29 protein-coding genes are annotated in these 25,020 nt (G+C 33.3%); 28 read left to right on the top strand and 1 reads right to left on the bottom strand.

Features of this window, described 5'->3' with window-relative positions; all coding sequences use genetic code 11:
• Positions 1-88 precede the first annotated feature (88 nt).
• Complete coding sequence (locus tag QLQ96_RS05480) at positions 89-1,339, bottom strand: NAD(P)/FAD-dependent oxidoreductase (RefSeq protein WP_482495346.1); 1,251 nt, start codon at positions 1,337-1,339, stop codon at positions 89-91.
• A 102-nt stretch (positions 1,340-1,441) separates the two neighbouring features.
• Here QLQ96_RS05480 and flxA point away from each other — a divergent pair, with 102 nt between their 5' ends.
• The 28 genes from flxA to QLQ96_RS05340 all read left to right on the top strand — a co-directional run bounded on the left by flxA (position 1,442) and on the right by QLQ96_RS05340 (position 24,990).
• Positions 1,442-2,962, top strand: coding sequence for a flexirubin biosynthesis tyrosine ammonia-lyase FlxA (flxA, locus tag QLQ96_RS05475; RefSeq protein WP_482495345.1), 1,521 nt, complete (start codon positions 1,442-1,444; stop codon positions 2,960-2,962).
• Between the two features lie 40 nt (positions 2,963-3,002).
• Complete coding sequence (locus QLQ96_RS05470) at positions 3,003-4,226, top strand: WG repeat-containing protein (RefSeq protein ID WP_482495343.1); 1,224 nt, start codon at positions 3,003-3,005, stop codon at positions 4,224-4,226.
• A 95-nt stretch (positions 4,227-4,321) separates the two neighbouring features.
• Positions 4,322-5,053 (top strand): flexirubin biosynthesis SDR family reductase FlxB, encoded by a 732-nt coding sequence (flxB, locus tag QLQ96_RS05465; RefSeq protein WP_482495341.1) that lies wholly within the window; start codon positions 4,322-4,324, stop codon positions 5,051-5,053.
• A 169-nt stretch (positions 5,054-5,222) separates the two neighbouring features.
• Positions 5,223-6,458: a beta-ketoacyl-[acyl-carrier-protein] synthase family protein gene (locus tag QLQ96_RS05460; protein ID WP_482495339.1), complete on the top strand. Its 1,236-nt coding sequence runs from the start codon at positions 5,223-5,225 to the stop codon at positions 6,456-6,458.
• Complete coding sequence (locus QLQ96_RS05455) at positions 6,451-6,705, top strand: acyl carrier protein (RefSeq protein ID WP_306154150.1); 255 nt, start codon at positions 6,451-6,453, stop codon at positions 6,703-6,705. The genes QLQ96_RS05460 and QLQ96_RS05455 overlap by 8 nt, the downstream gene beginning before the upstream one ends.
• Positions 6,705-7,604: an LpxL/LpxP family acyltransferase gene (locus QLQ96_RS05450; RefSeq protein ID WP_482495337.1), complete on the top strand. Its 900-nt coding sequence runs from the start codon at positions 6,705-6,707 to the stop codon at positions 7,602-7,604. Before QLQ96_RS05455 ends, QLQ96_RS05450 begins: the two co-directional genes overlap by 1 nt.
• A 134-nt stretch (positions 7,605-7,738) precedes the next feature.
• Entirely contained in the window at positions 7,739-8,641 is a 903-nt protein-coding gene (locus QLQ96_RS05445) for an NADPH-dependent FMN reductase family protein (protein WP_482495336.1), read from the top strand.
• Positions 8,642-8,658: 17 nt separating this feature from the next.
• Positions 8,659-9,792: a dialkylresorcinol biosynthesis protein DarB gene (gene darB, locus QLQ96_RS05440; protein ID WP_482495334.1), complete on the top strand. Its 1,134-nt coding sequence runs from the start codon at positions 8,659-8,661 to the stop codon at positions 9,790-9,792.
• On the top strand, positions 9,792-10,223 hold the full coding sequence (locus QLQ96_RS05435) for a hotdog family protein (protein WP_482495333.1): 432 nt from the start codon (positions 9,792-9,794) through the stop codon (positions 10,221-10,223). Before darB ends, QLQ96_RS05435 begins: the two co-directional genes overlap by 1 nt.
• A gap of 7 nt (positions 10,224-10,230) precedes the next feature.
• Positions 10,231-10,701 carry a hotdog family protein gene (locus QLQ96_RS05430; RefSeq protein WP_482495331.1) on the top strand — a complete coding sequence of 157 codons (471 nt, stop codon included), beginning with the start codon at positions 10,231-10,233 and terminating at the stop codon, positions 10,699-10,701.
• A gap of 334 nt (positions 10,702-11,035) precedes the next feature.
• Positions 11,036-11,440 (top strand): flexirubin biosynthesis protein DarG, encoded by a 405-nt coding sequence (DarG, locus tag QLQ96_RS05425; protein ID WP_482495329.1) that lies wholly within the window; start codon positions 11,036-11,038, stop codon positions 11,438-11,440.
• Entirely contained in the window at positions 11,441-12,439 is a 999-nt protein-coding gene (darH, locus tag QLQ96_RS05420) for a BtrH-related acyltransferase DarH (RefSeq protein WP_379700472.1), read from the top strand.
• A gap of 63 nt (positions 12,440-12,502) precedes the next feature.
• Positions 12,503-13,201 (top strand): ABC transporter ATP-binding protein, encoded by a 699-nt coding sequence (locus tag QLQ96_RS05415; RefSeq protein ID WP_482495327.1) that lies wholly within the window; start codon positions 12,503-12,505, stop codon positions 13,199-13,201.
• A 7-nt stretch (positions 13,202-13,208) separates the two neighbouring features.
• The gene (locus QLQ96_RS05410; protein ID WP_482495325.1) at positions 13,209-14,474 is read left to right on the top strand and encodes an ABC transporter permease; all 1,266 of its coding nucleotides are present in this window, start codon (positions 13,209-13,211) and stop codon (positions 14,472-14,474) included.
• The gene (locus tag QLQ96_RS05405) at positions 14,449-14,898 is read left to right on the top strand and encodes an acyl-CoA thioesterase (protein ID WP_482495323.1); all 450 of its coding nucleotides are present in this window, start codon (positions 14,449-14,451) and stop codon (positions 14,896-14,898) included. The genes QLQ96_RS05410 and QLQ96_RS05405 overlap by 26 nt, the downstream gene beginning before the upstream one ends.
• Positions 14,899-15,017: 119 nt before the next feature.
• On the top strand, positions 15,018-16,157 hold the full coding sequence (locus QLQ96_RS05400; protein WP_482495321.1) for a beta-ketoacyl synthase N-terminal-like domain-containing protein: 1,140 nt from the start codon (positions 15,018-15,020) through the stop codon (positions 16,155-16,157).
• Positions 16,158-16,177: 20 nt separating this feature from the next.
• Complete coding sequence (locus QLQ96_RS05395) at positions 16,178-17,002, top strand: hypothetical protein (protein ID WP_482495319.1); 825 nt, start codon at positions 16,178-16,180, stop codon at positions 17,000-17,002.
• A 28-nt stretch (positions 17,003-17,030) separates the two neighbouring features.
• On the top strand, positions 17,031-17,648 hold the full coding sequence (locus QLQ96_RS05390; protein ID WP_482495317.1) for a 3-oxoacyl-ACP synthase: 618 nt from the start codon (positions 17,031-17,033) through the stop codon (positions 17,646-17,648).
• Between the two features lie 2 nt (positions 17,649-17,650).
• The gene (locus tag QLQ96_RS05385; RefSeq protein WP_482495315.1) at positions 17,651-17,908 is read left to right on the top strand and encodes a phosphopantetheine-binding protein; all 258 of its coding nucleotides are present in this window, start codon (positions 17,651-17,653) and stop codon (positions 17,906-17,908) included.
• A 137-nt stretch (positions 17,909-18,045) separates the two neighbouring features.
• The gene (locus QLQ96_RS05380; RefSeq protein WP_379700463.1) at positions 18,046-19,242 is read left to right on the top strand and encodes a beta-ketoacyl-[acyl-carrier-protein] synthase family protein; all 1,197 of its coding nucleotides are present in this window, start codon (positions 18,046-18,048) and stop codon (positions 19,240-19,242) included.
• Positions 19,242-20,303 (top strand): beta-ketoacyl synthase N-terminal-like domain-containing protein, encoded by a 1,062-nt coding sequence (locus QLQ96_RS05375; protein WP_482495314.1) that lies wholly within the window; start codon positions 19,242-19,244, stop codon positions 20,301-20,303. Before QLQ96_RS05380 ends, QLQ96_RS05375 begins: the two co-directional genes overlap by 1 nt.
• An 80-nt stretch (positions 20,304-20,383) precedes the next feature.
• Positions 20,384-21,076 (top strand): polysaccharide deacetylase family protein, encoded by a 693-nt coding sequence (locus QLQ96_RS05370; RefSeq protein ID WP_482495312.1) that lies wholly within the window; start codon positions 20,384-20,386, stop codon positions 21,074-21,076.
• Positions 21,066-21,701, top strand: a complete 636-nt coding sequence (lolA2, locus tag QLQ96_RS05365) for a flexirubin biosynthesis/transport protein LolA2 (protein ID WP_482495310.1) — start codon at positions 21,066-21,068, stop codon at positions 21,699-21,701. Before QLQ96_RS05370 ends, lolA2 begins: the two co-directional genes overlap by 11 nt.
• Positions 21,667-22,302 (top strand): flexirubin biosynthesis protein LolB2, encoded by a 636-nt coding sequence (gene lolB2, locus QLQ96_RS05360; protein ID WP_482495308.1) that lies wholly within the window; start codon positions 21,667-21,669, stop codon positions 22,300-22,302. The genes lolA2 and lolB2 overlap by 35 nt, the downstream gene beginning before the upstream one ends.
• Before the next feature lie 37 nt (positions 22,303-22,339).
• Positions 22,340-22,933, top strand: coding sequence for a porin family protein (locus QLQ96_RS05355; protein ID WP_482495306.1), 594 nt, complete (start codon positions 22,340-22,342; stop codon positions 22,931-22,933).
• Between the two features lie 5 nt (positions 22,934-22,938).
• Positions 22,939-23,310: an ApeI family dehydratase gene (locus tag QLQ96_RS05350; RefSeq protein WP_482495304.1), complete on the top strand. Its 372-nt coding sequence runs from the start codon at positions 22,939-22,941 to the stop codon at positions 23,308-23,310.
• 2 nt (positions 23,311-23,312) lie between these two features.
• The gene (locus tag QLQ96_RS05345) at positions 23,313-23,798 is read left to right on the top strand and encodes a hypothetical protein (RefSeq protein WP_482495302.1); all 486 of its coding nucleotides are present in this window, start codon (positions 23,313-23,315) and stop codon (positions 23,796-23,798) included.
• 16 nt (positions 23,799-23,814) lie between these two features.
• Positions 23,815-24,990: a DUF2062 domain-containing protein gene (locus tag QLQ96_RS05340; protein WP_482495300.1), complete on the top strand. Its 1,176-nt coding sequence runs from the start codon at positions 23,815-23,817 to the stop codon at positions 24,988-24,990.
• The last annotated feature ends 30 nt before the right edge of the window (positions 24,991-25,020 follow it).

Raw genomic sequence — 25,020 nt, 5'->3', positions numbered from 1 at the left:
TGGAACGTATAATTGCGATTCAAATTTCGTTTCAACCGACGAGACATTCCTAGCGGAATGAATTACTTTGAAATAAAAAAAGCCCTGATTATTCAGGGCTTTGTTCTTTTTGCATATTCAGTAAATACGCCATATTTGCTATTACGTGATCGTGTTTCTTGACAAAAGGGTTTTCTTCGTTCCAAACATATCCTGCTAAAACCGCGCATATTTTTTCTTTTACTTCAGGATTTTCTGGCTGATGGAAAAACAGCGTTTGAAGATTTCCTGTGTACCATTCTTGTACATAAGTGGTGAAAACTGCAATTCCGCGTTTCATGTATTGAGTAAATTCTACTTCCCAATCAACAGGAATTCCTTGTGATTCTTTCAAATATAATTTGGCTGCCAACATTCCAGATTCAGTTGCGAAAGCTACGCCTGAAGAGAAAACTGGATCTAAGAATTCTGAGCTATTTCCTGTCAAAGCAAAACCATCTCCGTACATTTTTTTGACAGCTCTTGAATAATTTTCTAATTTAACCGGCTCAAACAAAAATTCTGTTCCTTTAAATCTTTTGATATAATAATCCGATTTCTGAATGGCATTTCTCAAAGCCTCAGCATTATCTTTATTTTCAGAAAGAGAATTGATAAAATCTGTCGGACCAACAACTCCTAAACTTGTATTTCCATTTGAAAAAGGAATCACCCAAAGCCAAACTTCGGTTTCCAAAATATCAAAAGAAATCTGAGTTCCTTCCTCGCCTTCTGGTCTATTAATATCTTTTACGTGTGTAAAAATAGAAGAATGCGGATCTAATTTAGAAGGTGTGTCCAAATCTAAAAGTCTTGGCAAAACACGTCCGTATCCACTAGAATCGATAATAAAGTTGGCGTGAATTTCTTTTAAATTCCCGGCTGCATCTTTTACGATTGTTTTTGATTTTTTTCCTTCAAAAGAAACTTCCAGAACTTCTGTTTCAAATTCTAAATCGATTCCTTTTCTTATGACTTCCTGCGCCATTGTGTTATCAAAATCAGCTCTTGGAACTTGCCAAGTCCAATCCCAACCTTCTCCAAATTTAATGCTAAAATCAAAATTGCAGATTTCTTCTCCTCTAATAAAACGAGCTCCTAATTTTTTTTCGAAGTTCATGGCATCAAGCGCATCAAACAATTCAGCCTCAGCAAAATGATCCATCACTCGCGGAATAAGGCTTTCGCCTACTACAAGTCTCGGAAACTTCGTTTTTTCTACAACTTTTACCTTTACGTTGTTTTTAAAAAGATACGATGCCGAAACACATCCAGATGGTCCTGCACCAATCACTAAAACATCAACAAACTCCTTTGTCATATTAGAATTATTATCATTTAATTAACCTACATTTGCCATCATCAAAATAACTACATTTATTTTGATAAATAAAATTAAATTAGCACAACCAAAAACGATTTGATGAATACAATAAATGAATATTTAAGTTTAGCAGAATTTGAAGCCATAATCTTTGGAAAAAGTAAAGTTGCAATAAGCGATGTGGTCTTAAATCGAGTAAACGAAAGTTTTAATTTCTTAAAAGAATTCTCAGGAAATAAAGTAATATACGGTGTAAATACAGGATTTGGTCCAATGGCTCAATATAGAATTAAAGAGTCAGATCAAATTCAGTTGCAATATAATTTAATTAGAAGCCACTCTTCAGGAACAGGAAAACCTTTGAACGCTGAGTGCGCAAAAGCAGCAATCTTAGCTCGATTAAATACACTTTCTTTAGGAAATTCAGGAGTTCATTCTTCTGTTATTCATTTAATGGCAGAATTAATCAATCGAGATATTACACCTTTAATTTTTGAACATGGCGGTGTGGGTGCCAGCGGAGACTTGGTACAATTATCACATTTAGCTTTGGTTTTAATTGGTGAAGGTGAAGTTTTTTATAAAGGAGACAGACGTCCAACGGCAGAAGTTTTCGAAATTGAAGGTTTAAAACCAATTCAAGTAGAAATTAGAGAAGGTTTGGCTTTAATCAACGGAACTTCTGTAATGACAGGAATTGGAGTTGTAAATGTTCATTATGCTTCAAAATTATTAGATTGGTCTTTAAAAGCTTCTTGTGCTATTAACGAATTAGTTCAAGCTTACGACGATCATTTCTCAGAAGAATTAAATCAAACAAAACGTCATAAAGGACAGCAGGAAGTTGCAGAAAGAATGAGAAAAAATCTTTCTGACAGTACGTTGATCCGTAAAAGAGAAGACCACTTATATTCTGGCGAAAACACGGAAGAAATCTTCAAAGAAAAAGTTCAGGAATATTATTCATTAAGATGTGTTCCTCAAATTTTGGGACCAGTTTTAGAAACTATTAATAATGTAGCTTCTATTTTGGAAGACGAATTCAACTCGGCAAACGATAATCCAATTATCGACGTTAAGAACAAACACGTTTATCACGGAGGAAATTTCCACGGAGATTATATTTCGTTAGAAATGGATAAATTGAAAATAGTTATTACGAAATTAACGATGTTGGCAGAACGTCAATTGAATTATTTATTGAATTCAAAAATCAACGAAATTTTGCCTCCATTCGTAAACTTAGGGACTTTAGGATTCAATTTCGGAATGCAGGGAGTTCAATTCGTTGCCACTTCAACAACTGCAGAAAGCCAAATGTTATCAAACCCAATGTATGTTCACAGTATTCCAAACAACAATGACAATCAAGACATTGTAAGTATGGGAACAAATGCTGCGGTGATTACATCAAAAGTGATCGAAAACTCATTTGAAGTTTTAGCTATCGAATTAATTACAATTGTTCAGGCAATTGATTATTTAGGACAAAAAGATCAAATTTCATCTGTTACTAGAAAATGGTACGACGATGTTCGCAACATAATTCCAGAATTTAAAGAGGATCAAGTAATGTATCCTTTTGTACAAAAAGTAAAAGATTATTTAATCAACAGTTAAAAATCTTTATTTTACAGTATTAATATTGAATCTTAAAACCATGAAAAAGTCACTTGTATTTTTATTGCTAAGCTGCATTCAATTTGTTAATAGTCAAGAATTAGCATTAGTTAAAAAAAACTCCAAAATTGGATATCTTACTAAAGATGGATCTTTTAAAATCGAACCTCAATATAAATCTGCCAGAAGTTTTTCTGAAGGTTTGGCTGCTGTAGAAAACGGCGGAAAATGGGGATTTATAGATGCAAAAGGAACGTGGGTAATTCCAGCCGATTTTAAAGATGCGAAAGACTTTAACAGCGGAATTGCAATTGTGCAAAAAGATAAAGACTGGGTTTATATTAATACGAAAGGAGAAATCCAGAAAGCACCTGCATCTGATAAATTATTCGAATTTAATGATGGCGTTGCTTTTATCAGACAAAACAATAAAGTGGGTTTGATCAATAACAAAATGACGGTTGTTTTAGAACCAAAATACGATCAGATCAAATCTTTTGAAAATGGTTTCGCAAGAGTGGAACTAAATAAAAACTGGGGAATTATTGATACTAATGGAAAAGAATTAGTAGAACCTGTTTATACCGAAATTGGAAATTATTTCAAAAACACAACTTGGGCTAGAAAAGATAAAACTTTCGGACTTGTAAGCGGAGGAAAATTTATTCCGGTTGACGGAGCAGAAAAAATCTGGGATTTCGAAACTCAAGATTTGACTTTCGCTAAAAAGAATGGAAAAATCGGATACATCGATTTAAAAGGAAATTGGGCAATTCTTCCTATTTATGATAAAGGAAAAGCATTCTCTAAAAATTTAGCTCCAGTTTTAGTTGGAAAAAAATGGGGATTCATTAATCCAGAAGGAAAATTTGTTATTGAACCAACTTACAACGATGCAGAAGTTTTCAGTACAAACGGTTTGGCTCCAGTAAAAGAAAGCAACTGGGGATTCATTAACGAATCTGGAAAACTGATTATTCCAACGCAATACGGTATTACAACAAATGCTATTATTGCAATGTTCACGCAGCAAGACAAAGGATTTATTGATGGTGTTGCCAGAGTAAAAAATGAAGGGAAATGGGGATTTCTTAAACCAGACGGAACCGTTTTAGCCAACCAATGGTTTGAAAATGCTGAACTGTTTTCTAAAAGTGCAGAAAAACCTCAGCCTGCTGCAGCTCCTGTCGAAAAACCAAAAGAGGAAACTAAACCTGTGACAAAAAAACCAGTAGCAAAACCTGCTCCGAAGAAAAAGAAATAATATTTATTCCCAAATAAATTAGACCTTTGCATAAATGAAATCGTCGTTTTGAATACGGTTTCATTTTTAGCGAATAAAAACAAAACCAACATTAAATGAAATGTGTATTAGTAACAGGCGGTTCGAGAGGAATTGGAAGTGCGATTTGTAAAAAATTAGCCGTAGAATCTGATTATCATATTCTAATTAATTATCATTCGAATAAAACAGCTGCCGAAGAAACATTGCAAGAAGTACAAAAACTAGGCGCAACCGGAGAAATCTTAGGTTTTGATGTTTCTAATTTTGAAGAAGTACAAAATGTTTTAACTGCTTGGCAGGAAGCAAATCCTGAAAAATTGGTTGAAGCGATTGTAAATAACGCCGGAATCACAAAAGACGGTCTTTTTATGTGGATGACTCCAGAAGATTGGAACGGTGTTTTGAATACTAGTGTAAACGGTTTCTTTAATGTAACTCAGTTTTTCATTCAAAAAATGTTACGCAACAAATACGGCCGAATCGTAAATATGGTTTCGGTTTCTGGAGTAAAAGGAACTGCAGGACAAGCCAATTATTCGGCTGCAAAAGGTGCAATTGTAGCAGCAACCAAAGCTTTGGCTCAAGAAGTTGCCAAAAGAAATATTACTGTAAATGCTGTCGCTCCAGGTTTTATTAGAACCGATATGACAAGTCAGCTGGACGAAAAAGAATTATTGAAACTAATTCCGGTAAATCGTTTTGGCGAAGCCGAAGAAGTGGCAGATTTGGTAAGCTTTTTGATTTCTAAAAAAGCAAGCTATATTACAGGAGAAATTATTAATATTAACGGCGGAATATATTCTTAAGAATTTCTCCAATGTTTGTGAGGTTCATTTAAAAAGACAATAAGTCGCAAAATTTTATTAAAATAAATTTAAAAAAAACTTTGTGCCTTTTCGCCTTTGTGGCAAGAAAAAATGTGCCTTTTGTTTAAACAATTACACTTTAAGGATATAAAATTACTTTTGAAAGACGATGAATAGAAGAGTTGTAATTACTGGAATGGGAATTTATTCTTGTATCGGAACTTCTTTAGACGAAGTAAAAGATTCGTTATATGAAGGAAAATCTGGTATTCAGTTTGATTCTGAACGTAAAGAATTTGGTTTTCAGTCAGCCCTAACAGGAATGGTTCCGAAAGCTGATCTTAAAAATTTATTGACTAGAAGACAACGTATGAGCATCGGTGAAGAAACCGAGTACGCTTATATGGCTACTATAGAAGCTCTTAAAAATGCCAACATCGATGATGCTTTTTTTGATGATCACGAAGTGGGCATTATGTACGGAAACGACAGCGTTTCTAAAGCAATCATTGACGCAACAGATATTGTTCGCGAGAAAAAAGACACTGCTCTTATTGGTTCTGGTGCGATTTTCAAATCGATGAATTCTACGGTTACTATGAATCTTTCTACTATTTTTAAACTTCGCGGCATCAATCTTACTGTTAGTGCAGCTTGTGCCAGCGGTTCTCACTCTATCGGTTTGGCCTATTTTTTAATTAAAAGCGGTTTTCAAGACATTGTAATTACTGGCGGAGCACAGGAAATCAACAAATATGCTATGAGCAGTTTTGACGGATTAGGCGTTTTTTCTAATAGAGAAGGCGATCCAACAAAAGCTTCAAGACCATTTGATTCTGATCGTGACGGTTTAATTCCGAGTGGCGGTGGAGCAACTTTAATCCTAGAAAGTTACGAATCTGCTATTGCGCGCGGTGCGAATATTATCGCAGAAATTGGCGGTTACGGATTTTCTTCAAACGGAGGACATATCTCAACTCCAAACGTAGACGGGCCTTCAACTGCAATGAAACGCGCATTAGATGATGCCAAATTAGAAGCTTCAGCTATTGAATATATAAATGCTCATGCAACTTCGACTCCTGTTGGAGATGCCAATGAAGCAAAAGCTATTTTTGAAGTTTTTGGAGAAAAAAATCCTCCTGTAAGTTCTACAAAATCGATGACAGGCCACGAATGCTGGATGGCGGGAGCAAGCGAAATCATTTATTCTATCCTAATGATGCAGCACGATTTCATCGCGCCAAACATCAATTTGGAAAACCCAGATGAAGATGCGTCAAAATTAAATTTAGTTAAAACTACGTTAAACAAAAAATTTGACATATTTTTGTCCAATTCTTTCGGGTTCGGAGGAACCAACTCTGCGTTGGTGGTTAAAAAGTTTAAATTGAACAATGAATAAAGAAGAGATTATAGCAAGAATAAACGGTTTTTTAGTTGATGAATTTGAAGTAGACAATGACGACATTGAACCAAATGCTAATTTAAAAGATACACTTGGTTTAGATAGTCTGGATTATGTTGATTTGGTGGTTTCAATTGAAGCAAACTTTGGTGTAAAACTAGTTGAAGCAGATTTTGTTGGAATTTCTGATTTTCAGAGTTTCTATGACCTAATCGAAAACAAAATCAAAGCCAAGTCAGCTTAATGAGTCAATGGGATGGCAAATCAAAAGGAACTGTTTTAGGTTATAGAATATTCGTTTTTTTGATTAAAAAAGCGGGTATCAAATCTGCTTATGTCCTACTTTATTTTGTTGCTTCGTATTATTTTTTATTTCTAAGAAAAAGCAACAAAGCCATTTTCTATTATTTTAAAGAGAGGCTTCAATATTCCTATTTCAAATCCAAAAAAATGGTTTTCAAAAGTTACTACACTTTTGGACAAACTATTATTGATAAAGTTTCTATTTCTGCCGGAATGCGAAACAGATTCACTTACGAATTTGACGGAATCGAAACGCTAAAAAAATTACTAGCCGAAAAAAAAGGCGGTGTACTGATAAGTGCGCACGTTGGTAATTTTGAAATTGCAGAACATTTTTTAGGAGATATCGATCTTAATTTTCAAATCAATCTTGTTACAACAGATTTAGAACATTCTGCCATTAAGAATTATCTAGAAAGCGTTTCTCAAAAACCTACCGTAAAATTTATTATTATAAAGGAAGATCTCTCTCATATTTTTGAGATCAATGCCGCTTTGGCTAATAACGAATTAATCTGTTTTACAGGCGACCGTTATTTTGAAGGAACAAAATCACTTTCTGAAAACCTTTTGGGCAAAGAAGCCAATTTTCCTGCGGGTCCATTTTTAATTGCTTCAAGATTGAAAGTCCCTGTAGTTTTTGTTTATGTAATGAAAGAGCCAAACTTGCATTACCATTTATACGCAAGAGAAGCCGAAGTAAAACACCGCGACGAAAAAGCACTTTTGAAAGAATATGTAAAAAGCGTAGAAAGCATTTTGCACCGATATCCTTTGCAATGGTTTAATTATTTTGATTTTTGGAATCAGTTCGGAAATAAGGATTCATTATCAAAATAACATCAAACAGATACTTTTCGGTTTGTTTTTTTTCAATAAATCAAAAAATTAAGGATTCTATGTCGTTGGTCGAAATAAGAAAATTCGTTTAAATAAATTTACTTACTTTTGCTGACCACCAAAGCCAAATCCTAATGAAAAATGTTCTCGTAATTTATTATTCTCAGTCTGGACAGCTAGAATCTATTGCACGAAATATTGCAAAACCGTTTCTAAATTCGGAGGAAATAAATCTTACTTTTCACGAAATACAATTAGAAAAACCTTTTCCTTTCCCGTGGAATAAAGACTCTTTTTTTGATGCATTTCCAGAATCTTTTTTACAGATTCCGACTGCATTAAAACCTGTTTCAGAAGAAATTTTAAATACAAAATTTGACTTGGTATTATTTCATTATCAGGTTTGGTATTTATCACCTTCAATTCCGATTAATTCATTTTTGAAAAGCGACGATGCCAAGAAAATTTTGAACAATACGCCTGTTATTACCATCAGCGGATCTAGAAACATGTGGATCATGGCGCAGGAAAAAATCAAGGTTTTATTGCGAAAAGCAAATGCTAATTTGGTTGGAAACGTAGCTTTGGTAGACCGCGTTGGAAATCTAATCAGCGTTATTACAATTGTAGAATGGATGTTTTCTGGAGTGAAGAAGAAATATTTAGGTATTTTTCCGCTTCCAGGAGTTTCAGAAAAAGACATACAAGAATCAAGTCAGTTTGGAGAAATCATGCTCGATTCTTTACAACAAAATAATTTAGAGCAATTACAGCCAAAATTAGTTAATGCTGGTGCTGTAAAAACAAGTTCGTATTTAGTGACTGTCGACAAAACGGCCAATAAAATTTTCAATAAGTGGTCAAATATCATTTATAAAAATCAAAAAAACCGAAAACAGCTGCTTAAAGTATTTAATGTTTATTTATTCCTTGCAATATGGTTAATTTCACCAATAGTGTATATATTGCACCTTATTACCTATCCGCTTAAGTTAAAAACTATAAAAAAGGAAACTCAATATTATCAGGGAGTTTAGAAGACGAAATTTAGATTATGTTTGAAGTATATATTACAAAAGCTGCAAAATATTTGCCAAACGAAGCCGTTTCTAATGATGAAATGGAAGCCTATTTAGGCCTTATCAATGATACTGCTTCTAAAGCAAGACGCATTATTTTGCGCAACAATAAAATTACAAGCCGATATTACGCTGTTGACAAAGAAGGAAAAAGCACACACAGTAATGCCGAATTAACAAAAAATGCCATTTTACCGTTATTCGACGAAAATTTTACGCCTCAAGATGTAGAAGTACTTTCATGCGGAACCTCAACTCCGGACATTTTCCTGCCTTCACACGCTGCGATGGTTCATGGTCTGCTAAAAAACAAATCGGTAGAATTAAACTCTTCAACTGGCGTTTGCTGCGCCGGAATGAACTCTTTAAAATTTGGTTTTCTTTCTATCAAATCTGGAAATTCAAAAAACGCAATCTGCACAGGATCTGAAAAAGTTTCGACTTGGCTGAATGCTCAAAAATACAATCATGAGGCTGATAATTTAAAAAGCCTTGAAGAACAGCCTATTGTTGCTTTCAAAAAAGATTTCCTTCGTTGGATGTTATCTGACGGTGCGGGAGCTTTTCTTTTAGAAAACAAGCCAAGAGGACCAATTTCGCTAAAAATAGAATGGATGGAAGCTTTTTCATATGCTTATGAATTAGAAACTTGCATGTATGCAGGAGGTGATAAATTGGAAAATGGTGAAATAAAATCATGGAGCGATTATGCACCAGAACAATGGCTGAACGAGTCTGTTTTCTCAATTAAACAAGACGTTAAATTATTAGACGAATTTATCCTGTCAAAAGGTGCTGAAAGCATGAAAGACGCCATGGATAAAAACAATATTAAATCGGAAGATATTAATTTCTTTATTCCTCACGTTTCTTCTAACTTTTTTGTGGAAGGATTGAAAAAAGGATTAACTGAAAGAGGTATCGGAATGAGCGATGACAAATGGTTCATGAATCTTTCTAGAGTTGGAAACGTAGGCTCTGCTTCTATTTATTTGGCTCTTGAAGAATTAATGAATTCAGGGAATTTGAAAAAAGGAGATAAAATTTTATTATCTGTTCCAGAAAGCGGAAGATTCTCTTTCGCGTATGCGTATTTAACTGTTTGCTAATGGAAACAATGGCTTCTCTAGAAAAAGAAATGGTAGAAAATTTATTACCTCAAAAGTTTCCTTTTGTGATGGTAGACGCTATGCATTCTTACACTGAAACTTCTTTGGTTTCTGGTTTAAAAATTCAGAGCGATAATATTTTTGCTGTTGAAAATACATTTCTAGAAGCAGGTTTAATCGAACACATGGCACAATCTGTGGCATTGCATACGAGTTATCAATATTTTTTAAAAAACGAAATTGCTCCAACAGGCTACATTGGTTCTATTAAAGAAATTGAAATTAAAAAGCTTCCGAACGTAGACGACAACATTCAGTCTGAAGTAACGATTCTGCAAGAATTTGCCGGAATTACTTTAGTTGATATTGTGACGACTTTAAATAATGAAGAAATTGCCAGAGGGCAAATGAAAACTGTTTTGGCAAAATAAAAAAAGAATGAAAACTACTTCTGCTGTTGACATACAAAATTATTTACCGCACCGAGCGCCAATGCTTATGGTGGATTTGATTTTGGATATTGATGCCAACTTTGTAGAAACTATATTCTTGATCAAAGAAGACAATATTTTTGTTCAGAATAGTGTTTTTAATGAAGCAGGTTTAATCGAAAATACTGCTCAGACGTGTTCGGCAATTGTGGGAAAGAAATACTTTTTTGACGACAACGGACTAGAAAATGAAAACGTAAATGTAATTGGATTTATCAGTGCTTTGAAAAATGTAAAAATTCATTCGCTTCCAAAAGTCGGTGATTCTATTATAACCAAAGCCGATTTGGTTTCTAAATTCACAGGAGACGATTACACCTTATGCACGATGAGCTGCAAAAGCTTACTCGAAGACCAGATACTCTTAGAATGCGAAATTAATTTGTTTATTCAGAAAACAATTTCAATTGTTGAGTAATAAATTTCAAAATGTATATAAAAAAACCTCTTTATCATTTACTAATTCGAATAGGAATATTTGTATTGCTGTTTATTGGGATTTTTGCATATAGCAAATACACTTACGACCCTAATCCATATAACAGACATTTAGATCCAAAAATTGGCTTTTTCGGTTTGGCTTTCTTTTTAATTCAAGCTTATTCTTTATTTCTCCTTTTAGAAATGATTTATTTCTTTATGAAGAAACACAAGAATTTAGCCTTCATAAATCTCGCTTTTTTAATTATAATAGAAATAGCTCCCGTTTTGGTTTTACTACAATTATTTGTGTAGTTTTTAATAATATAATTATGGAAAAAGATAAAGTACCTCAGGATCAAAGCAACTTAACGAAAAACAACGTTAAAGAGCTTTTGTACGCAACAGATGAAAATGGCAATTATACCACAACATTAAGTACAGGATGGGAACCTAAAACAATAGCACTTTCAAATTCTATTGATGAAATAAACGAAAGAATTGCTGATGCTAAACAACAAGTTTTAGATGGCGAAGTGAGTCCGATTGTATATTTTATGGAAGTCAATAAAATGGATCTTACTATTTTATCCAGTTATGTCGGATTTTGGAAATGGCGCGTAAAAAGACATTTTAAACCAAGTGTTTTTGCTAAACTAAACGACAAAATCCTGAAAAAATATGCTGATGCTTTTGGAGTATCAATCGAAGAATTAAAAAACAGCATTACCAAATAAATGGAATTAACTTTCACACATCATCAGTCTGCTCATTGCGAGAATGGAGTAGCGTCAAATCTGCTAAAAAATAGCGGACTAAACATTAGCGAACCGATGGTTTTTGGTATTGGCTCAGGATTATTTTTTGTATATCTGCCTTTCATAAAAGTCAATTATGCTCCAGCAATCAGTTATAGAACTTTGCCTGGACAGATTTTCAATAAAGTTGCCAATCGTTTACATTTAAAAATAAAAAGACAAAAATTTTCTTCTGTAGCAAATGCGAATAAAGCTTTAGACGAAAATTTAAAAAATAATATTCCAACAGGATTACAAGTTGGAGTTTACAATTTAAGTTATTTTCCAGACGAATATCGTTTTCATTTCAACGCGCACAATTTAGTTGTTTACGGAAAAACCGAAACCGAATATTTAGTGAGCGATCCTGTAATGGAAACCGTAACGACTTTAACTTACGAAGACATGAATAAAGTACGTTTTGCCAAAGGAGCTTTTGCACCTCGCGGACAAATGTATTATCCAATTCAGATTCCAAAAGATGTTGATTTAAAAAGCGCCATCATTAAAGGAATCAAAAATACCTGCCGAGATATGTTGGCGCCAATGCCAATTGTTGGTGTTCGCGGAATCAAATTTGTTTCAAAGCAAATTAGAAAATGGCCCATAAAACACGGAACTAAAAAAGCCAATCATTATTTGGCGCAAATGGTTCGTATGCAAGAAGAAATTGGAACCGGAGGCGGTGGTTTCCGTTTTATTTATGCGGCATTTTTACAGGAAGCTTCTGTTATTTTGGGTAATGAAGAACTGAAAGAACTTTCTAAAGAAATGACAAAAATTGGAGATTCTTGGCGCGATTTTGCTGTTGAAGCTTCAAGAATTTATAAAAACAGAAGTGCCAAAGAAGATGCCTACAACACTATTGCCGATGAACTTTTGGACATTGCCAATAGAGAAGAAATCTTTTTCAAAAAATTAAAAAAAGCGATCAGCTAAAATCATATTTTGCAGTCTATCATTCAAATAGAATCCCTTTCGAAAAAGTACAAAAATGCAGAAATGTATTCTTTGAACAATGTTTCGCTAAATATAAATGAAGGTCAGATTTTTGGTTTGCTTGGACCAAACGGCGCTGGAAAAACCACTTTGATTTCTATGCTTTGCGGATTGGTAAAACCAACTTCAGGACATTTTACAATTAATGGTTTAGATTATCAGCATCATTCCTCAAAAATTAAAAAAATTATCGGCGTTGTTCCTCAAGAATATGCTTTATATCCAACTTTGACAGCTAGAGAAAATCTGCTTTATTTTGGAAGCATGTACGGTTTAAAAGGTTCAGATTTAAAAGAAAAAGTGATTGAAGCTTTGGATCTTTTAGGTTTATTGAAATTTGCCGATAAACAAGTTCAGACTTTTTCGGGCGGAATGAAACGCCGTGTAAACTTGATTGCAGGTATACTTCACAAACCAAAAGTTTTGTTTTTAGATGAACCAACTGTTGGTGTCGATGTGCATTCTAAAACGGCAATTATCGATTATTTAACAGCGCTCAACCAAAACGGAACAACGATTATTTATACGTCGCATCATTTGGCTGAAGCCGAAGATTTCTGTACGCAAATCGCCATTTTAGATCAAGGGCAGATTTATGCGCAAGACACTCCGTCGGCATTAATTGGATCTACAAAAGATGCTCGAAATCTCGAAGATGTTTTTATTTCATTAACTGGTAAAGCGTTGAGAGATGGTTTATAAAATTTGGATGTCGATAGTAAAAGAATTCCTTTTGCTAAGAAGAGATTTAGGCGGACTGGTTATTTTATTTGTCATGCCATTGGTTTTGGTAATTGCCGTAACCTTAATTCAAGACAGCACTTTTAAAGCGGTAACCGATTCAAAAATTCAGATTCTTTTGGTCGATAAAGACAAAGGATCTGTTTCTAAAACCGTTTTTGAAAATTTAGAAAAAAGCAAATATTTTACCGTTGTAATGCAAATTGACAATAGACCGATCACGGAAGAAATTGCCAAAGAAAATGTGTACAAAGGAAAATTTCAATTGGCAATTGTAATTCCAGAAAATCTAAGTTCTGATTTACAAATTAAAGTCGAGCAGAATGTAGAGAAAATCGTCAGCAATTTAGGTTTGACAGATAGCACTACAACTGCCGAACCTCAACGTGTCATTAAAGAAAAAGAAGTAAAACTGTATTTTGATCCAGCGGTTCAAATGAGTTTTAAAAATGCTGTGATGAGTTCGATCGATAAAATGATTTCGCAGATTGAAACCAAATCGATTTATTCGACTTTTCAAAAACAATTAGGCGAAGAAACAATCGATTTTGAGCAAAAAAACTTTATTACTTTCAAAGAAATAATTCCGAGAGTCAACAACAAAGAAGTTCGACCGAATTCGGCTCAGCATAACGTTCCGGCTTGGACACTTTTTGCGATCTTTTTTATTGTTATTCCGTTATCAATCAATATTGTAAAAGAAAAATCACAAGGAACTTTTGTTCGATTAAGAACCAATCCTGTTTCCAATTTAATTGTGATTATTGGCAAAACCATCACCTACTCGATCATTTGTATGATTCAGTTTTATATGATGGTTGCCGTTGCCGTTTTCTTATTTCCATCAATTGGATTGCCTTCTTTAAATATCGAAGGACATTTCTTTTTGACCAGTGTTGTGGCCTTATTTTCAGGTTTTGCAGCAATCGGCTTCGGAATTTTATTAGGAACTGTCGCAAGCACGCAAGAACAATCTGCTCCTTTTGGCGCAACAAGTGTGATTATTTTAGCTGCAATTGGAGGTGTTTGGGTTCCTGTTTTTGCCATGCCAAAAATCATGCAATATATCGCAAAATCTTCTCCAATGAACTGGGGATTAGAAGCGTTTTACGATGTATTGCTTCGAAAGGTTTCTTTCGTCGAAATCATTCCAAGAATAACTTTGTTATTTTTGTTTTTCATTATTACAACTTCCATCGCATTATTTTATGATAAAAAGAAAAGAGCAGTTTAAAGAAGCTACAGATCTAACCGTTACACATGAAATTAGGATTCGTTTTAACGAAACAGATCCGCTTGGAATTGTTTGGCACGGCAATTATATCACGTATTTTGAAGATGGACGAGAAGCGTTTGGGCGCCAACACGGACTTACTTATTTGGATATTGCCAAAACGGGTTACACCACGCCAATTGTAAAATCGACTTGCGAACATAAATTGTCTTTGCGCTACGGAGATGTTGTCACAATAGAAACAACCGTTGTTGATACTCCAGCAGCCAAAATGATTTACCGTTTTAAAATTATTGATGACAAAGGAGAAGTTGCCTGCACAGGCGAAACAACTCAGGTTTTTTTAGATGCATCAGGAAATTTAATGCTAACGAATCCTCCTTTTTATGAGGAATGGAAACGAAAAGTTGGGTTGTTGAAATAACACGTTTTCCTGCAAGGTATTCAAAACCTTGTAGGTATAATTTCTAAATAAATCAATAAAACGAAATCAAAGAGACCTACAAGGTTTTGAAAACCTTGCAGGAGAAATAAAATCATAAAATGATAAGAGAAATATACATCAACGAAACGAATTGTATCACGCCTTTAGGTTTTGATGTTCAGTCGAATATTGAAGCGATTCTTAATGGCGATTCTGGAATTCAGCTTCATAGTGATATTTCTTTGATGCCAAATCCATTTTATGCATCTATAATCAGCGATGAAAAAATAAATAGTGCTTTTGCAAAAATTAGCACTGAAACCAAGTATTCCCGTTTAGAAAAAATGATGATTCTCGCTTTAGAGCCGATTATCAAAAATTCTAAAGTCGAATTAAATTCAAAAACAGCTTTTATACTTTCTACCACAAAAGGAAATGTAACAGCTTTAAAAGACAATTCTGAAGAAAGTTTTAACAACGCACATTTAGATGTTTTGGCAAAAAACGTTTCCGATTTCTTCGGAATTCAAACACAACCAATTGTAGTTTCAAATGCTTGCGTTTCTGGAATTTTAGCCGTTTCTGTTGCCAAAAGAATGATTCAATCTGAGCTTTACGATAATATTTTTGTCGTAGCTGGAGACGAAGTTTCAGAATTTGTTTTGTCTGGTTTTAATGCTTTTCAAGCGATGAGCGAACTGCCTTGCAAACCGTATTCTAAAAACAGAACTGGTGTAAGTTTAGGTGAAGCAACTGCAGCCGTTTTAGTTTCGGCGGAAGCTAAAAATGCCAAAATAAAAGTGATTGGAGACAGTTCAATTAACGATGCGAATCATATTTCGGGTCCATCAAGAACAGGCGAAGGTTTGTTTAGAAGTATTCAGAATGCTTTGAAAGAAGCTCAAATTGAAGCAAACAAATTAGACTATATTTCAGCTCACGGAACCGCAACACCTTTCAACGACGAAATGGAAGCGATTGCTTTAAATCGTTTAGATTTACAAAACGTTCCCATTAATAGTTTAAAAGGATTTTACGGTCATACATTAGGTGCTTCGGGATTATTAGAAACAGTAATTGCTATAGAATCCGCCAACCAAAATAAGCTTTTTGAATCAAAAGGTTTTGATGAAATTGGTGTAAGCGAAACTATTAATGTGATTGAAAAAAATCAAGAAAAAGAGATTGATTATTTTTTGAAAACGGCTTCTGGTTTTGGAGGTTGTAATACGGCTGTGGTTTTTGAGAAAGTGAAGTAAAACTTTATTTATTACTTTGAATGAAAATATATAAAATAATATCAAATTTTTTCACTACAAAAATTCAAGAGGAATCAACTAAATTGAATATTTACATAAGCACAGATAATGATGAAATAAAATCAAAGATTGAAAATTTAATTTTCGATTTCTTTTCTATCAAAAACTTAGACCTGATTAAAGGTAAAAAAATTGAAATAATAATTTCAGAAGATATTAAGGCTGAAACGATAAAATATTCAACTCAAAAAACTAAAAATTTCATTCTTGAAAATGCGCTTCAAGAATGTGCCGGTTCGACTATCTTACCAATAGATCAAGATTTTTATAAATTTATTATTCTACTTCGAAAAGATATTTTTAATTCTAAGCAATATTTTAGTACTCTTACTCATGAACTAGTTCATGTTATTGATTATATTAATCACTTTAATGAATTAGGAAATGTATATAATGGAAATGCTGAATATGACAATTTCTTTTTTTGGACAGAATTTAACGCTAAAAAAATTGGTTTAGAAAGACTTCAACAAGAATTAGGTGATCAAAATCTAGATTTAAAAGAATCTGCATTAAATTTTAGAGAACAGAATCTTAATGATGTATTACCAAATAAACAAGTTTATAATCTTGTTCACTTTTTTGCAAGAATATCCATTTATGATAAACATAAAAATTTAGCTTTTAATGAAGACGAATTTCCGAGAGAATATCTAATTAATCTTTATGGTGAAAAGTCAATCGAATTATATCATTTGTTAAACGAAATAATTAATTATGATGAGTTTAAAGTTAACTCTAAATTAATTGATACTATATTAGATGATTTAATCATTTACGATTAGTATTTTTTGTCTGTATAATACAAATAAAATGACTCAAAACAAAACCAACATACAATCCTACATCAAAATCGAAAACAACGAAATTGTTTTGAACGGAACTTCTGTATTCAAAATTGAACCAACCGATTTTGCAGATTTTGCCAAACAAGCGTACCGAAATTTTGAAATTCAATATCCAAAGTTTTTCAAAATGGATGCTTTGAGCAAACTGGCTTTTTTAGGGTCAGAACTGCTTTTGAGTCCGATAACTTCAGACGAAAAAGAAAATAATATCGCTTTGGTTTTGGCGAATAAATCTTCGAGTTTAGATACCGATGTAAAATATCAGGAATCTATTTCAGACAAAGAAAACTATTTTCCGAGTCCGGCGGTCTTTGTTTATACGCTGCCAAATATTTGTTTGGGCGAAATAAGTATACGCCATCAGCTGAAAAGTGAGAATTCTTTTTTTATATTTGATGCTTTCAATTCTGAATTTTTGTTGAACTATTCAGAGATTTTGTTAAACACAAATAAAGCAGATTCAGTTCTGTGCGGTTGGGTAGAATTTTACAATGACAATTATAAAGCTTTTCTTTTTACAATTAATAAAGAAGAAAACGAGAAATATACAAACGAAACTATCAATACATTATATAATAAATAATCATGGAAGCATTAAAAGAAGAATTAAAAAATAAAATCATAACGACTTTAAACCTTGAAGATATTGCAGTTGAAGATATTGCAGATAACGATGCTTTGTTTGGAGACGGTTTAGGTTTAGACTCGATTGATGCACTTGAATTGATCGTGATTTTAGATAAAGATTACGGAATTAAATTGGTTGATCCGAAAGAAGGAAAAACTATTTTCCAGTCAATCGAAACTATGGCAGCGTATATCAGCGCTAACAGAACTAAATAATTGTAGATTTTAGATTGCAGATTTTAGATTTCTACTGAAACTTAAAATCTAAAATCTTTAAATATATCAACTTTGTCAAAGTTTGAAACTTTGACAAAGTTCAAATCTACAATGTAAAATCATAAATCTAAAATTAGATGAAAGGTGTTGCTATAACGGGAATGGGAATTATCTCTGCGATTGGTAATTCGGTTGAGGAAAATTATATTTCGTTGATCGAAAACAAAATCGGTATTTCTCGTATTCAAAATATATCTACTGTTCACGCAGATGTAATCAAAGTTGGCGAAATAAATAAAACCAACGAAGAGCTCATCAATGAATTGCAGTTGAACGATGATAATAATTTCTCAAGAACTGCTATGATTGGCACTTTGGCAGCAAAACAAGCTGTTGAAAATGCCGGCATTACCGATATAAATGAATTTAGAACCGGACTTATCTCTGCTACAAGCGTGGGCGGAATGGATATGACGGAAAGACATTATTACGATTATTTCGAAAAACCAGAATTGGTTAAATACATCACTTGCCACGACGGCGGCGATGTTGCTGAAAAAATTGCTGAAGAATTAGGTTTAAAAGGAATGGTTACGACGATTAGTACGGCTTGTTCTTCTGCTGCGAATTCGATTATGTTGGGCGCGAGATTAATCAAAACGGGAAAATTAGATCGCGTAATTGTGGGCGGTGCCGATGCTTTGGCTAAATTCACCATCAACGGATTTAAGACTTTGATGATTTTATCAGACGATTATAACAAACCTTTTGACAATACTAGAAAAGGACTAAATCTTGGCGAAGCAGCTGCTTTTTTAGTTTTAGAATCGGATGAAATTGTTGCGAAACAAAACAAAAAAGTTTTGGCAAGAGTTTCTGGTTACGGAAATGCAAACGATGCTTTTCATCAAACTGCTTCTTCAGAAAATGGAGACGGAGCATTTTTGGCAATGAAAAAAGCGTTTGAAGTTTCGGGTTTAAAGCCTTCTGAAATTGACTACATCAACGTACACGGAACAGCAACGCCAAATAACGATTTATCTGAAGGAAGAGCTTTGCTTCGAATTTATGAAGATGAAAAAGTTCCAGATTTCAGTTCTACAAAACCTTTTACAGGACATACATTAGCGGCGGCGGCTGCGATTGAAGCTGTTTACAGTGTTTTAGCTATTCAAAATAATGTGGTTTATCCGAACTTGAATTTTGACATTCCGATGGAAGAATTTGATTTGAAACCGCAGACCTCTCTAAAAAACAAAAATATCGAACACGTTTTATCCAACTCTTTTGGTTTTGGAGGAAATTGTTCAACTCTTATATTTTCAAAAAGCTAATGAAGAAAACATATATAAATGGAGTAGGCTGTATTTCGACTCAAAAAACATTTGATACTGTTTTTTTGGAAGAAGCTGTTGTAAATCATGACGAAAATGTACTGGCAATTGTTCCGCCAGTATACAAAGAATATATTTCGCCAGCTGCCAGCCGACGCATGGCAAAAGGTGTAAAAAACGGAATTGTTGCTTCGGCTTTGGCCATGAAAGATGCCAATTTAGAAAACGTCGATGCGATTATTACCGGAACTGGTTTAGGCTGTATCGAAGATTCTGAAAAATTCCTGAAAAGCATTTTAGATAATAACGAAGAGTTTTTAACTCCAACTTCTTTTATTCAATCAACGCATAATACGGTTGGTGCGCAAATTGCACTTTTACAGCAATGTAAAGGTTACAATTTCACTTACGTGAATGGCGCAGTTTCTTTTGAATCGGCTCTTATTGATGCTAAAATGCAGATTGAAGAAGAGGAAGCCAATTCAATTTTAGTTGGTGGAGTTGATGAAAACGGCGATTATACTACTGCCCTTTTCAAACTGAACGGCCGTATTAAAAAAGATAATTCTGGTCCGTACGACGTTCTGACTTCAGATACAAGCGGAGCAGTTTATGGAGAAGGCGCTAGTTTTTTTGTTTTAGAAAACGAAAGAAAAGAAAATACGTATGCTGAAATTTTAGATGTTTCGATCATTAATACATTGGAAGAAAACGAAATTGAAGCTGCGACTAAATCATTTCTAAAATCAAATAATTTAGAAATTTCAGATATTGATGCCTTGATTTTAGGTTTTGATGGAAATGTCAATTTTGAAAATTATTATAAAAATCTAGCTGAAAATACTTTCGCTCAAACTCCAATTTTATATTATAAACATTTAAGTGGGGAATATGATACGGCTTCGGCTTTTGCATTTTGGATGGCATCCAAAATTTTAAAAACACAGGAAATTCCAGAAATTGTAAAAGTAAATACTGTCGAAAAACCAAGCTATAAAACGATTTTATTATACAATCAATTAAACGGAAAAAACCATAGTTTTACGCTGCTGTCAAAATGATAACGCATAAAAACATATCGCTGTTTTTTATCTTTTTATTGCTTTTAATATTTCTTCTGAATCTTTATACTGCAATAAATTTGTGGTTATTTTTTGCTATAATTTTTATCTGGATTGGGATAAATGCTTTTGGTTCAGCTAGAATTTCTTCCAATTATCATGTAAAAGCGTTCTGCAATAATCCGTTGGAAACAGAAAAAAAAATCGCGCTTACTTTTGATGACGGTCCAAGCATTTATACTTTGGAAGTTTTAGAACTTCTGAAAAAGTACAATGCCAAAGCCACTTTTTTCTGCATTGGAAAAAATATCGAAGCGCATCCTGAAATTTTTCAAAAGGTTATTTCTGAAGGTCATTTAGTTGGAAATCATTCTTATTCTCATTCTAAGTTTTTTGATTTTTATAATGAAGATAAAATAACTGATGAACTTCAGAAAACAGATGAACTTTTGGAAAAATTCATTTCCAAAAAAAGCAACTTTTTTCGTCCGCCTTATGGAGTTACGACGCCTTCAATTCGAAGAGCTTTGAAAGTAACGGGACATAAAGTAATCGGATGGAATATTCGTTCGCTTGACGGAGGAACAAAAAATCAGGAATTGATTTTAAACCGAATGATTAAGCACATTTCTCCCGGCGGAATCGTACTTTTGCATGATACAGGAACACATTCTGTTTTGGTACTGGAACAGTTTTTGCAATTTTTACAGCAAAATAATTACCAAGTCGTTTCGATTGAAGAACTTTTGAATCTTAAAGCTTATGCGAACTAAAATATTTCTATTCTTATTTACATTCACCATTTTTAATTTGAGTTTGTCTGCACAAGAGCAAAAAATGACTGCTGCAGAAATCACTCAATTTAAAGAAGATGTAAATGTAGTGGCCAAAAAAATCAAAACCTTGACTACTGATTTTGTTCAGTACAAACATTTGGATTTTTTATCGAAAGACATTGAAACTTCAGGGAAAATGATTTTTAAAGAACCTGCTCTTTTGCAATGGCAATACAAGAAACCATATAATTACAGCATTACTTTCAAAAACGGAAAAATCCTGATTAATGACGAAGGAAAGAAAAGTGCTGTTGATATTGGAAACAGTAAAATATTCGCCCGAATCAATAAATTAATTGTGGGAAGTGTGAGCGGCAATATGTTTGATGACAAAGAATTTACGATTTCGTATTTTAAATTGAAAGGTCAGAATCTGGCGAAATTTATTCCGAAAGATGCGACGCTGAAAAAATACATCAAACAAATCGAACTTACTTTTGACAAAGAAGAAGCAACAGTTGTTCAGGTAAAATTGTTAGAATCATCTGAAGATTATACCCGAATTGTACTTAAAAATAAAGTGATCAATGCAAAAATCGACGATTCAGTTTTTACTAATTAATTGCTTTTTGGCAATTGTTTTCATTTCTTGCGGCTCGGTCACAAAAAATTATACGCCTAAAAAATTAGACAAAACGTCTTACACCGTTCCGTATTTCACAGATTCAAAAGCTGATTATGTTTATAAAACCAATATCAGCGTTTACGGAAATGAATTGTCTGGAATTTTCATTGCCAAGAAAATAAACGATACCACGCATCGAGTGGTTTTTACAACTGAATTTGGAAATAAATTAATGGATTTTGAAATCTCAGAAACTGATTTTAAAGTCAACTCTATTGTTTCAGAATTAGATCGAAAAATATTGATCAATACTTTAAAAGAAGATTTCAGATTGCTTTTAAAGAAAGAATATCAGATTCAAGAACAATTTGAAAATGAATCTGCTGACATTTATAAATCGGCAGACGGCAAACGCGACAATTATATTTTTATCTCCAAAAAAGATCAGAAATTAGAAAAGATCGTTCATTCATCCAAAACAAAAGAAAAATTTACACTGCTTTTCAATTCAGAAAACAATATTTTTGCTGAGAAGATTCAAATAATTCATCAAAATATTAAGCTGAAAATCGATTTGCAACAGCTGAAATCAGAATAGAAAATTAAACTAACCATAAACTTTAAATCAATTAGAAATGAGAAAATTTGCTGTACTTGCATTTGTTTTATTTATCGGAATCCAAGCAAATGCTCAGGTTAAAGCTAGCCCTGGACTTAGAGGAGGTTTGAATATATCAACATTATCAAATGTTGATGACAACAGTTCGAAAACAGATTTTTATGTTGGTGGATTAGTAAATATTAAATTCAATAAATTTTTCTCTGTACAACCTGAGATAACCTATTCAAGACAAGGTGATGAAGGAAGATACTTTGAAGATGGCCGTTACCATTCTATAAATTACGAATTGAATTATATAACGCTCGGAGCAGTTGCTAAATTTAACTTTGGTGGTGGTGGTTTTCATCTTTTGGCAGGACCGTCATTAGATTTAAAAGTTAGTGATAACTACATCAATTCTGATCCAGAAGATTTTGACTTGGCATTAGTTGGCGGTATTGGTTACTCATTACCAAACGGACTGACTTTTGAAGCGAGAATTAAGCAGGGATTAGTTGATATTTATGGCTATAATGGATATCATAATGATAATGATTATTATTACGATGATGTGATTTTGAATCAAGTTTTTCAGATCGGTATTAGCTATACTTTCAAGACAAAATAAAAAATATGATTTTACAAGATTTTTATAAAATACTATCGGAAGAAAAAACATCCGATTCAAAATATACAATTACAATTTTTGTAAACGCAAAACATGAGGTTTTTAAAGGGCATTTTCCTGGAAATCCTATTATGCCTGGTGTTTGTATGATTCAGATAATTAAAGAATTAACAGAATCTATTTCAAAAAGTTCGCTAATGATTCAGTCTTTAGCAAATGTAAAATTCATGGCTCTAATTAATCCAGAAGTTACACCAGAATTAAGATTGGAACTTGATGTTACAACAACTGAAGACGGTTTGGTAAAAGTGAAAAACACGACTTACTTTAACGACACTACTGCTCTTAAACTGAGCACGGTGTACAAAAAAATATAATTATGAAACTCTTACTGACATTATTTTTATGGGTTAGTTTTGCTGGCGCTCCAGATTTGGCTTCGATCCGCAAAATGTATTCTGATGTGGCAAAATCAGAAACAAATGCCAAAGATTTTGTAGAAAAACTCGCTGGCGTTTCTAATAATGACGATAAAATTTTAGTGGCTTACAAAGCCGCTTCTATTTTAGTAGATTCTAAATTTGAAAAGAAATTAGGCCAGAAAATGGAACGTTTTAAAGAAGGTGCAAAATTGCTTGAAGCAACAATAAAAAGTGATCCAAGCAATATCGAAATGCGAATGATCCGACTAAGCGTTCAAGAAGATGTTCCTGCAATTACGGGCTACAAGAAAAATATTAAAGAAGATAAAAAATTCATCACAGCATATTATGCAGCGCAAGGTGCCGCTTTGAAAGACTATCTTAAAGATTTTGTTTTGCAATCTAAAAGTTTCTCTGAAAAAGAGAAGCAATTTGTAAAATAAGCTCAAAAAATACCACATGAAATCACAGCAGGAATTACTTAGTTCGACTAACTTTTGCGTTATTGTGCCTACGTACAATAATCAAAAAACACTGAAAAAAGTACTGGATTCTATTTTAGATTTCACCACAAATGTCATTATTGTCAATGACGGTTCAACCGATTCTACAAGCGAAATTTTAAAATCGTATTCGCAACTGACTCAAATTCATCATCCTAAAAATTTAGGAAAAGGAAGAGCGCTGAGAAACGGATTTAGAAAAGCGCTTGAATTGAATTTTGAATATGCCATTACAATCGATTCTGACGGACAGCATTTTGCAACTGATATTCCTGTTTTCTTAGAAGCAATTCAAGAAGAACCAAACACCCTTTTGATTGGAAGCCGAAATATGACTCAGGAAAATGTTCCGAAGAAAAGTAGTTTTGGAAACAAATTTTCGAACTTTTGGTTCAAGTTTGAAACTGGAATTAAACTAGACGACACACAATCTGGATTTAGATTATACCCGCTTCGATTGTTGCCAAAACGTTTTTACACCAATAAATTTGAATTTGAAATCGAGGTTATTGTGCGCGCTGCATGGAAAGGAATTGTTGTTAAAAATATTCCGATTCAGGTTTTGTATGATCCTGCAGAAAGAGTTTCGCATTTCCGTCCGTTTCAAGATTTTACCCGAATCAGTATTTTGAATACCGTTTTGGTAACCAATGCTTTGCTGTACATAAAACCGAGAGATTTTTTTAGAAAAGCAAAAAAAAAAGGTTTTAAAAGGTTCTTTTTAGAAGATATTTTAGAAAGCAAAGATTCTGATTTTAAAAAATCTGCGGCAATCGCTTTAGGTATTTTTATCGGACTTTCGCCTTTTTGGGGCTTGCAAACTGTACTTCTTTTTACTTTTGCTGCATTGTTCAGGCTGAACAAAGTCATTGCTTATCTTACTTCAAACGTAAGTTTCCCGCCTTTTATTCCGTTTATTATTTATGCTTCGCTTAAAATTGGAAGTGTCTTTGTTTCCACCGATGCGCCTTTGGTTTTGGATAGTTCGATTACGCTCGACGATATTCAAAAAAATGCTACCCAATATATCGTAGGAAGTCTTATTTTAGCATCGATTTCTGCACTAACAGTTGGCTTAATAAGTTATTTACTTTTAACTGCTTTTAGTTCTAAAAACAAAAAAAATATTTAAGTTATGTTTGCCACAGATTAAAAGGATTAA

The sequence above is a fragment of the Flavobacterium sp. B167r genome, from assembly GCF_056824315.1.
Note: the sequence above shows the minus strand (reverse complement) of the source record. Positions and strands in the feature narration are given on the sequence as shown.